Raw genomic sequence first — 10,784 nt, 5'->3', positions numbered from 1 at the left:
GTTGGAAAAGCCCTTCAGAACGAACCGGCGAAATAACTGGTCACGTGGGGGAATATGGGAAATGGGAGGGCACACCGAACGCAGTAGCTGCTGCTGGTGAAGCTGAGTTAGATTAGCGAGTAACGGCCGATTTTGGCGAGTGGCAGTTTCTTGCTGCCTAATCTCAGCGCGACCTTGCCATGGCTCTGTCAATCGGAGACGAGCTGTAGCAAGTCTGACAGCACCCAATTGGGTCCAATTTTCAATCAGGTACAGTTAGTCTGACAGCTCCGCAACGAGTTTTCCGGCGAACCCCCAATCTTCAAATTCAACTTCTTGAATCACGACATGGACGTGCTCGGGCCTCTTACCGAGGTGCTCCACCATTAAATCTGTGACACCTTTTACGATCTCTCGCTTGGCTTCCTTGGTAGCGCCCTTGGTAAACTGGACATTGATATAAGGCATCGCGGCAAATCCTGTTCAAAAATATGATGTGAAATCATGGGCTTCTGTCCGAATGCCGATGAATCATCAATGTCGCCGTGACCGGCAACTTTGCCTGCTTCACAATCCCGAACTCGTCGGTGGGGCGATTCTCGGGCAATTCATTGCAGGCATTGCAAGCCCGACCGATCAATCTGACTTTTTCTCCGAGCCGGAGAACATCGATTTCCATTCCTTGGAACCGGGCTTAGCTTGCCATTTCATCTTGTCGGACAGAACACTCAGGCCCTCAGAGACAGACGGGCGAACCTTGATCTGGTCATACCAACGTTTCACATTTGGATAATCTTCAAGGTCCTGGCCCTGCATTTTTCGGGGCCTGACCCATGTGAACGTAGCTATATCGGCTATCGAAAATTCGTCCGCCAGATATTCATGATCCGCCAGCCGGTTATCGAGCACTTTGTAAAGGCGAGCGGCCTCTTGTGTGTAGCGGTCTACCGCATATTCGATCTTCTCGGGCGCGTATGTTCTAAAATGGTGTGCCTGCCCGAGCATCGGCCCCATGCTACTCACCTGGAAGAAAAGCCATTGCAGGGCTTCCAGCCTTTTCACTTCAGACTTGGGAAGAAGCTTTCCGGTCTTTTCAGCCAGGTAGAGCAATATGGCGCCAGATTCGAATATCGCAACCGGCTCGCCATTTGGACCATCGTGATCGATGATGGCGGGAACCTTGTTGTTTGGACTGATCTTAAGAAATGCCGGATCGAACTGTTCACCGGCCAGAATATTGATTGGCGTAACTTTGCCAAGCAATCCCAATTCCGCCAAAGCAATCGTCGCCTTGTATCCGTTGGGAGTAGGCCAGAAAAACAGTTCGATCATAGCGTGCGACCTGCTCCCCTTATCCGACGATCTTGAGATGATTCGAACGGTCGAGAAGCATTCCCGGGTTCATAATCCAATCTGGATCAACAGCATTCTTTGCGCCAGCCAACATATCCCGGAAAAGCGGGTCCACTTCCTTGTCGTACCACGGACGGAAGCTGCGTCCGACCGCATGGTGGTGCGTGATTGTCGCGCCAAGCTCCGATATCGCATCAGAAGCCACGTCGGAAAGCGCCTGGTAATGTTCAAGGCTCGTCTCGTGCGTGGAAGGCGCAACGACGGAATAATAGGGCGCCGGCCCATCGGGATAGAGGAAGGAGAATCTGCGGCAAACAATGCCACCGCCGGTCAGCGCTTTTTGCGCCTCGCTGACCCGGCGAATAATTTCCGTGTCCACGGCTTCGAATTTGTCCCAGGTATAGGCCGTTTCAAAGGTAAAGCTGACCACGCCCATCGCAGCGCGCGTATGCATCAATCGCGGCAGGTAACGGAATTGCTCGCGCCAATTCCCCTGCGCGCCGCTGCGGCTTGACTTCAAGGCATCGCCGCCCGATCCGGTCTTGGTCACGACTTCACCGCCGTGGTCCTGGCAAATTTCAACGCCGCGCTCCAGCCAGACATCCACGGGATGATCCGCAGATTCAAAGCCAAGCAGCAGCACAGATTTTGTGCCATCACCAGCGCCATAAAACTGGGCATCTTGCGCGTCCAGATAACGACAATTCGCAGGAAACAGGCCTGCCTGTGTGATCTGCCGAATGGCTGCGGCACCTTGATAGAACGTGTCAAAGGTGATGGTCGCATTCGCCCGGAAGACCACTCGCCCCTGAAGCTTCATCCATGCCTGTGTGATAATCCCGAGCGAGCCTTCAGAACCGATAAAGAGGCGGTCGGGATCCGGGCCGGCACCTGATCCCGGCAATCTGCGATTTTCTATCGTTCCGCGCGGCGTTACGACCCTGAGGCTCTGCACCATATCGTCAATATGGGTAAGGTGGGTAGCATAGTGGCCCGAAGAACGCGTCGCAATCCAGCCGCCAAGCGATGAAAACTCCCAGGATTGCGGAATATGTCTCAATGTGAGGCCGTGCGGCTTTAGCTGATCTTCAAGCGAAGGCCCAAGCGTACCTGCCTGGATAAGTGCGCAGCGGGAGACCGGGTCAACCTCCAGCACCTGGTTCATGTTCCCCAAATCGATAATTACCGAACCGTCGCAATCCTCCGGGGCAGTAAAGCCGTCCGTGACACTTGATCCGCCGCCATATGGAATTGCCGCATAGCCATTATCACCGCACCAATCCAAAACTGCGGCAACCTCGGCCTCGTTGCGAGGATAGGCAATCACATCAGGCGGATTGGTAAAATCTCGCCGAAAAATGCGCGTCAGGTCCTTGAAGCTCTTGCCGTAGGAATGAGAAACGCGATCCCATTTGTCTGAATTACAAAAAGACGACAAGGAAGCAGGGATGGAGATCCGCGATTCCCTCAACTCGATTTCCTCGAGCGTTGGATCAGACAAGACCACCGGCTCATCAATGCCCAGGCGTTTGCCAACGCGAACGGCCATTTCCTTGACCTCAGCCTGGGAAATGACCTCGTCTTCGTATCCCCAGCTATGCCATTTGCGCCTCTTACCATAGTAGCCAGCTTGCTCAGTCATGATTCAATGCCCTCAGAAATCAGTTTGAGCACCAGAAGTTAACGGGTCGACGAACCTATTCTATTGCCATTGAAGTCAGTTTTTTGACAGATTCATTCAACTTCGTGCGCGGCCGGGATCTCCCTTGGATTGGAAAATTCAGACAAGAACCTCGGCTATTGCGGGCTGCTACAGGCCTCATGTTCAGGCGCGAGAAGCCCATCAGCCAATTCAACTGCTCGCGGTCGCTGCCTGCGAAGTGATTCGTTGTTAGGAACCGTTGCATGTCTGGCTCCAGCGTCGATCCCGAGACACTTCCCAGCCAGGGTCAGGTCTCATAAGTTGATTCAGAGGGCGCAGGAAGATGCCCGACAGACCAAGCTCATCCACGAGGCACGGGAAGAGTGGCAGGGTGTACGGCAACCGCATCTGCATGATGTTCTGCTTGATCAGGGTGAGCAGAGCTGTCCCAACCGTGTGGCTCGCCTTGCATGGCAAGCCGGGATCAAAGCTCAAGTTGGCTATAAGCGGCGTCCAGACAGCTATTGTGGCACGCCATCAGTTGTGATCGACAATACGTTGGATCGCCAGTTTGCAGTGTCAGCGTCCGACGCAGCATGGGTAACAGACACCACCTTCATCAGAACGCATGAGGGCTTCGCTTACCTCTCAGTGGTGATCGATCTCTATTCACGGCGGTGGTTGGTTGGCAGATACAAAGTCGGCAGACCGCTGATCTGGTCTGCCAGGCACTGCTGATAGCGGTGTGGCGCAGAAAGCCGAAGAACGTAGTTCTGATCCACTCCATCAGGGCTCACAGTTTATCTCCCGCGAATGAACCTGGCTCCTCCATGCCCACAATCTCAAGCACTCAATGGGCAGGCGCGGGAACTGCCATGATAATGCGTTCGCTGAGAGCTTCCTTAACCTGCTCAAACGCGAACGGATCCGAAGGCGGACATAAAAAACCCGCGCAGAAGCTCGGCAGGATGAGTTCGACTACATCGAAATTCTATAACCCCGTGCGAAAGCACGCCACAAACCCCATGTTGTCACCTGTGAACTTCGAACGACAGCAAAAAACAAACAATGAAGGCGTCTAGATCACTAGGCGCTATTCACTTCAATGTCTTCAATCTCAATGTTCCCCGTCAGCGCCTATGGCCCAGTTCATCGATCCGAAGTCAGGTGAAGTCTTGTCATTGCCGCTCCAATCGGAGACAAGTGGTCTCAACTTTGGTGACGCGAAAATGACCCACATCTCATACAAAAAAGAATTTTCAGATATTCGACAAGTTACATCGTTGAGACTCCTTGTTGATTTCGCGCGCGAACACGACATTCCAGCCCTCGAAATCCTGAAAGGAACGGAATTAGATCTGGATGATATTGAAGACCCATATTGCGAAATTCAGGTCTGGCAAGAACTCCGAGCAATTCAAAACTTGCTGGAGATAGACGATGATCCTGCCAACGGCGTGATTTTGGGAATGCGCCAACACCTGACCTGTTATGGAACACTAGGTTTCGCCATGATGGCTAGCCGCACGCTGGAACAAGCGCTAACGATTGGCGCCAAATTCTACAAGATATCTTTGTGGATCAACGAAGTTTCCGTTGTCCGAGATCCTGACACCATCAAATTCGTGATTCTTGGGCACAAGCTGCCACCATTCAGTCAACACTTTCTAGCTACAAGAGGCATGGCTGCCCTGGTTACCTGGGTCCAAGAGTTAACCAATTCCGAAGTATATCCATGCCAAACTTCATTCAAGAACGATAGACCGGACAATATGGATGAGGTTGGAAAGGCGTTTGGAACAGAAACGCTATTTGGGCAGAAAAACTATTCAATTTCATTCAATCGCAGCTTGTTTCGTATGCAATTGAAATTCGATGACCGTTGGTCACGCATGAGATTAGAGGACAAGCTGAGCAACACCCTTGAAAGGCGCCACTCAAGTACAAAAAACAGAGTCAAGGAAATGCTTCTGCAGATGTCAAATGAAAAGCTGTCCACTGAGCCAGAAATTTGTCGAGCTTTAGGGTGCTCAATGAGTACTCTGAGGCGTCGTTTGCATACAGAAGAAACAAATTTTCGACAAATCCAGTCCGAAGTTATTTTTAAACGTGCTTGCCAGCTCTTATTATCATCAACCATGACATTAGAGCAGATCGCTTACACGCTTGGATACTCTGAAGCAGGTAGTTTTTGTCGAACTTTTAAACGGGTCGGTGGAATGGCACCCGGTCGTTGGCGCAAAGCGAATACATCCTAGCGATTCCACTGCTCAAGCTACAACCTACTCGGCAGGGCGCTTCGACCTCGACTTTTGGTTCTCATGTTCGTTCCTTCGTCACTACGACGAGAACCAAAACCCTCCTAAACTTCAACCGCTAATCTGTCTCATGAACGCTGACGGGGAACAGTCGCAGCTCTCATAAGCCTCTCTGTTGCGCCATCGCGTGATTTCATACTCGGCCGCGCCGTCAAAATAATCGAACACTGGAAATGGAATTCGACGCTGGGCGAGACGATGAAAATCAGTCACATTGTGACAGCCTGGAATATTCATCTGCGTCACTCCAAATCTAGGAGTTTTTGATGATCTTTTTGGATCGTCTTCTTATCAATCTTACCGGACGCGATACGAACCAATGGCTCGGTTGTGACCCGGATGTGCTTTGGGATTTTGAAACCGGCAATCTTGAGCTTCAGATTTGATCTTATGGCGTCGACGTCTACTTCCCGATCAACATATATTGTCGCCGCAACATCCTCGCCCAGCCTTTGGTCGGCTACGCCGTAAACGCTGACCTCAATAATTGCCGGATCGTTTAACATTGCCGATTCCACCTCGGCGCAACCGATATTTTCACCACCCCGAATGATGATCTGTTTCAACCGATCTACGATGTAGAGATATCCATCTTCGTCGAGATAAGCGATATCTCCCGTCCTGAACCAACCACCTTCCAGAAAATCGCCGCTCGAATCTGGTCGGTCCCAATATTTGTGAATCACCGAGGTTCCTCGAACAAGCAATTCTCCGCGCTCTCCGGCCTTTACAAAGTTATCGTCGCTGTCAACAATTCCGAGCTCAAGAACCGCGCTCACCCTGCCCGAACTGGATGGTCGCATTAGATATTCTTCGCCACCGATCGACGTGCCGATCGAGTTGGTTTCAGTCATCCCCCATCCGGTGTGCGGCTTTGCATTCTTGAATGTCTCGTCAATGCCCTTCACTTGAGATTCAGCGCGCGCCGATCCGCCGCCACCCACGGCGAGCAAGCTGCTCACATCTTTATCCTGCTTTTGCGCCGCCAGCATAATGTCTCCCGTCATTGCGGGCGTTCCAACAAAGCTGACTATTTTTTCTGCCTCAACCAACTCGACAGCGACATTCGGGTCCCATTTGTACATCGCAACAGTCTTCCGCTTTCTGCGGAAACTGGTCAGCAATACAGCAAGAAGTCCGTTGACGTGAAAAAGCGGCATGCCAAGCAAGGCTGCGTCCGGATAATGCGGCTTCGATTGCCCTTTGGGCGCGCCACCGTGGATTGTTGCCAAAACTGCCAGATCAAGCTCCCAGGACAAGAGCGCCGCAATGATGTTGCGGTGCGTCGAGACGGACCCTTTGGGGTGGCCAGTCGATCCCGATGTAAACAAGATGACCGCATCATCATCGGGTTCGATTTGGATATCGGGAAGCTCGCCGTGCTGACGCAGAAGCTGATCGATGGGTGTGGCACGGTCACATGGCTCTGAACGGACCGAAATAAGAGTCAGAAAATCAAGACCACTTTGGAGTTTGACTCTGTCAAGCCGTTCCTGGTCGACTATGGCCACCTTTGCCCCGATATGCCTAATGCCATACTCAAGCTCGTCCGATTCCCACCATGCATTGAGCCCCGCGACGATCCCTCCGATAGAAGTTATCGCCGCAAATGCGAGCGCCCATTCAGGGTAGTTGCGAAGGCCAATTGCGACCCGGTCGCCAGGTTTGACTCCATAGTCATCGATCAGGCGTCTGCCCAGATTTGACGCACGCTGATAGAATTCCTCAAACGTGTAGCGCTCATCATTATAGACAAAAAATGTCTTCTCGCAGCGCGCTTCGCTAATCAGCTGTCTGAGCGAGGTGGGTGCGTTTACGAACCACTTTACCTCGTTTCCATTCACACAGACATTTTGCAGTTCATACTTTCTTCCGGGTGCCGTAAGTTTTGCAATAGCTCTTGCCCTATCCACGATCCCAACCTTTCTAATCCTTCGCTGCAACTTTTGCTCAAATCGGCACAAGACTAATACGCTAACCTGGTGTCTGTGATTGCGCCCACACGATCACGACCTTCCAGCGTTGAACTCCACACCCGGCGTCTGCACATTGTCCTCAAGCCTGATCTGCGGCGCGCATTGCACACCGGGGCGTTCCTTCAGCTTGCATCAATTCTGGATGGACGCCTGGTTGATCGATTGCGCTAGGTGTAAGATTCGGCTTCATCGAGTATCATTTGCGCCCCTTTTTCGCCGATCATGATGGTAGGCGCATTTGTGTTTCCCGATACAATAGAAGGCATGATCGAGGCATCGATAACGCGTAGGTTCCTGATGCCCCTCACCCTAAGTGATGAATCGACAACCGCCATCGGATCACTGTCCGGACCCATCTTGCAGGTGCCAACCGGATGATAGATCGTATCGGCACGGTTTCGAATGTCCTCGATCAATTCATCATCATTATTGCTGGCGGTCGCATATACCGGCTTGCCTCTAATCTCATCGAATGCAGGAGCCTGTAAGATTTGTTGCGCGCGTTTGACTCCGGCAAGCAACGTTGCGACGTCACGCTCATCCTTTAGAAATGCTGGATCGATGAGCGGCGGCGTTGCCGGGTTTGCGTCGGCTAAAGTCAAATTACCATGACTCTTGGGTCTGAGGACACAAACGTGGCAGCTAAATCCGCCGCGGCCGTGCCGTTTTAGTCCGTGTTGATCGACCAATGTGAAGGCAAAATGCAGCTGAATATCCGGCGAACGCTCATCCGGATTGGTGAAATAGAAGGCACCAGATTCATTGAAGTTCGTCGTCAAAATACCGCGCCTTCCGGCAAAATATTTGAATTGGTTCCACGCAACACGAAACACCGAGCGCGCATTTTTGCCCAGAACATGCTCGCTGTCAGATTGGTACATTAAGCAGAAATCTACATGGTCGTAGAGGTTCTCTCCGACACCAGGAAGTTCATGAACCACCTTGATTTTATGCGGATCCAACTTGTCCTTGGCGCCAATGCCCGAAAGCAACAGCAACTGTGGGCTTTGGAACGCGCCGCAAGAAAGAATGACCTCCCGCCTGGCTTTGATTAGCTGCAAGTTGCCGTTTAACTTGACCATCACGCCGGTCGCCTGACCGTTTTCAACCAGAACCTTCTCGACAAATGCTTGTTTGAAGATGGTTAGATTCTTGCGCTTTTCAGCTGGCGTAACATAGGCGAGCGCGGCTGAGCAGCGCTTGCCGCGATCCTGCGTCAACTCATAATAGCCAATGCCTTCCTGAGTTTCGCCGTTGAAATCCTCATTGTAAGGCAGCTGGCAATCCATGCCAGCCTTAATGAACATGTCGTTGAGCGGGTTGGGGCTGCGCGGAGGGGACACGGTTAGGGGGCCGCCCTGCGCGTGATATTCGTTCGCACCCTTAACCCTGTTTTGCGCCTTCTTAAAGAATGGCAGCACCTCTTCGTATGACCAACCCTCATTCCCCAATGCCGCCCAGTGCTCATAATCTTCCTTGGCGCCGCGTATGTATACCATCGCATTTATTGAAGAAGAACCACCCAACACCTTGCCGCGCGGTTGATATCCGCGCCGACCATTCAGCCCCTCCTGTGGCACGGTTTCGAAGCTCCAGTTATGCGGGCCTTTGGGGACCGTGAAGGCGAAGTTGAATGGAATCGAAATCAGCGGATTATTATGAGATCCTCCAGCTTCGAGGAGAGCAACTTGATACTTTCCATTCTCTGACAATCTACTGGCAACTGTGCATCCCGCAGATCCAGCCCCCACCACGACAAAGTCGAATTTGTGCATCCCTCGGTTCCTTACCCATATTGGTGTGCAGCGATACAAAGTCACTAGGCACACTTGCGCAGCAGTCCAAAATCCCAATGTTGGGGCTAATCTGGCACTTCATTTTGACAACTCAAAATAGTCGCAGGTGAGCTAGATGGTCACTGACATTCTTTTTCGAATTATGTGCAATTTCGCTCAAGCGCGATGAAATGATTGAGAAGTGCACGGATCAGTGTTGCCACTTTCCCGGCACCTCGACAGCCGGTAGGTAAACGGATCCACCACGGTTACACACTTGCTATTGCGGACGTTGGGCGGCAGTTCACAAGGACTGTAACTGATATAAATCCAGCCCTCGTCTCGTATCACGCTTCGCAACGCCTGGGCTTGAGAAACGACCCGTCGAACCTGCCAATCAAGTTGCGGCCAGTTCGCTAGTCTTGGCAGAACCGTGTGGTCATAACTTGGCCGCTCAAGCGCCAGTCACTTTCCTGCGGCTGCACCCTTGCCATCACTGCCAGCATCTGGATGAGCGTCGTACTTCGGCGATTCAGGGCTACTTGCAGCGGCTCTCATTTTCAGTTCTCGCAAATTTTCCTCGTGGGATTCCCTACTGATATTGTAGTTCATCAGCACAGCAAGCATGACGAGATAAATACCCGTCACTATGGGCACATAATACGCACCCAAACTCCAGATGGCTTCGTCGGGGACTGCGCTCGCGTCGACCTGTCTTGGAAAGCTCGCCAGATAGAGCACAAAAGACGCGATCAAGATCCCAAGCCCCTGAACACTCTTTTTTGCAAAGGTGATGGACGCAGCCAAAACCCCTTCTGACCGACGCCCAGTTTCCAGCTCGCTTTGTTCAGCGAGATCGGCAAGCATTGAAGCGACAAGGATGTTGAAGCAGATGATGAGGCCGAGATCGACAATTCCAAATATCAGGTTGAACCAGAAAATGAACGGATCGCCATTTGGCGGCAATAGATCAAGCAGCCTGAGACAGATGGGTATCGGGTGCGCCAGAAGCGCCACCATACCCAAGATGATGGCAGCCCTCTTCTTGCCAAGATGTCTTGTCGCTACGGGGGCAAGCGCAAAACCAATCGCTGCCGATACAAATATTCCCAGGGACAGATAGCCTGTCTCGGACGCTGTGAATTCCCAGAAATAGGAAACGAAATAGAGGTGCAAGGAAGCCTTCAGCCCCAATGCAACCGCTCCCAAAATCGCCGCCAGAAACACTGCAAGGAAGGCGCGGTTGGACAGGGTTTCGAAAATCTCCTTGAATATCAATCGCAGCGTGATGTTGCGCTTCGGCGGCGCCTGATTGAGGTAGGGAATTCGCGATTGAGTGCCGAACGCGGCTATCAAGATGGCAACCAGAATCAGTGCCGAAGCGAGCATCCCATAGATCTCATAAGGTTTTCGCAGGCTAACAGCCTCGGACATGGCTGCTGATGCAAACATCGGAAATACGACAAAGAACATTGCGACATTCATGAGATTGCCGCCCGACCAGGCGAAGAAGTGCCCTAGGCTAATGAGCTTGCTTCTTTCTGTGTAGTCTTCTGTCAGTTCCGGAGCCAAGGCGACGTTCGGCGTTTCAAAAAAGGATATTGCAGTGCGGATAATGATTGACAGGACCAACAAGTAACCGACCATTGCCAATTCCGACCAACTGACCTTCCCCCAAGAAAGTGGTCCATTTTGAGAGTTAGAGAACCGGCTATTTACGGCTTGAAAGGAGCTGCTGAAT

Annotated in this window: 7 protein-coding genes and 1 pseudogene; 2 read left to right on the top strand and 6 right to left on the bottom strand. The window is 51.9% G+C overall.

The features are described 5' to 3' along the window. Window positions 1–255: 255 nt before the first annotated feature. The 3 genes from GRI48_RS14055 to GRI48_RS14045 form a co-directional block, all read right to left on the bottom strand. Complete coding sequence (locus GRI48_RS14055; protein ID WP_054588526.1) at window positions 256–447, bottom strand: tautomerase family protein; 192 nt, start codon at window positions 445–447, stop codon at window positions 256–258. A 168-nt stretch (window positions 448–615) separates the two neighbouring features. Further along, a complete protein-coding gene (locus GRI48_RS14050; RefSeq protein ID WP_054588525.1) occupies window positions 616–1,311 on the bottom strand; it encodes a glutathione binding-like protein in 696 nt (231 codons plus the stop codon). A 19-nt stretch (window positions 1,312–1,330) separates the two neighbouring features. Beyond that, window positions 1,331–2,974, bottom strand: a complete 1,644-nt coding sequence (locus GRI48_RS14045) for an FAD-binding oxidoreductase (RefSeq protein WP_054588524.1) — start codon at window positions 2,972–2,974, stop codon at window positions 1,331–1,333. Window positions 2,975–3,295: 321 nt separating this feature from the next. Here GRI48_RS14045 and GRI48_RS14395 point away from each other — a divergent pair. Together GRI48_RS14395 and GRI48_RS14040 are read left to right on the top strand one after the other, a co-directional pair. Beyond that, window positions 3,296–4,056 (top strand): annotated as a pseudogene (locus tag GRI48_RS14395) (IS3 family transposase); the annotation flags it as partial. A gap of 57 nt (window positions 4,057–4,113) precedes the next feature. Further along, on the top strand, window positions 4,114–5,232 hold the full coding sequence (locus GRI48_RS14040) for an AraC family transcriptional regulator (RefSeq protein WP_160677630.1): 1,119 nt from the start codon (window positions 4,114–4,116) through the stop codon (window positions 5,230–5,232). 302 nt (window positions 5,233–5,534) lie between these two features. Here GRI48_RS14040 and GRI48_RS14035 read toward each other — a convergent pair whose 3' ends face one another. From GRI48_RS14035 to GRI48_RS14025, 3 genes are all read right to left on the bottom strand, one after another. After that, window positions 5,535–7,205 (bottom strand): AMP-binding protein, encoded by a 1,671-nt coding sequence (locus GRI48_RS14035; protein ID WP_160677627.1) that lies wholly within the window; start codon window positions 7,203–7,205, stop codon window positions 5,535–5,537. Window positions 7,206–7,435: 230 nt separating this feature from the next. Then, window positions 7,436–9,043, bottom strand: coding sequence for a GMC family oxidoreductase (locus GRI48_RS14030; protein ID WP_062902848.1), 1,608 nt, complete (start codon window positions 9,041–9,043; stop codon window positions 7,436–7,438). Window positions 9,044–9,508: 465 nt separating this feature from the next. Then, window positions 9,509–10,784, bottom strand: a 1,276-nt coding sequence (locus GRI48_RS14025) for an MFS transporter (protein ID WP_160677624.1), incomplete at its 5' end; no start/stop codon positions are given.

The organism is Qipengyuania oceanensis, from assembly GCF_009827535.1.
Classification (GTDB): Bacteria; Pseudomonadota; Alphaproteobacteria; order Sphingomonadales; family Sphingomonadaceae; genus Qipengyuania_C; species Qipengyuania_C oceanensis.
The sequence above is the reverse complement of the archived record's forward strand: the minus strand, read 5'-3'. Positions and strand labels throughout refer to the sequence as shown.

Coding starts and splice junctions, on each gene's coding strand:
- GRI48_RS14055 (WP_054588526.1), bottom strand. CDS start 447: ATGCCTTATATCAATGTCCAGTTTACCAAGGGCGCTACCAAGGAAGCC.
- GRI48_RS14050 (WP_054588525.1), bottom strand. CDS start 1,311: ATGATCGAACTGTTTTTCTGGCCTACTCCCAACGGATACAAGGCGACG.
- GRI48_RS14045 (WP_054588524.1), bottom strand. CDS start 2,974: ATGACTGAGCAAGCTGGCTACTATGGTAAGAGGCGCAAATGGCATAGC.
- GRI48_RS14040 (WP_160677630.1), top strand. CDS start 4,114: ATGGCCCAGTTCATCGATCCGAAGTCAGGTGAAGTCTTGTCATTGCCG.
- GRI48_RS14030 (WP_062902848.1), bottom strand. CDS start 9,043: ATGCACAAATTCGACTTTGTCGTGGTGGGGGCTGGATCTGCGGGATGC.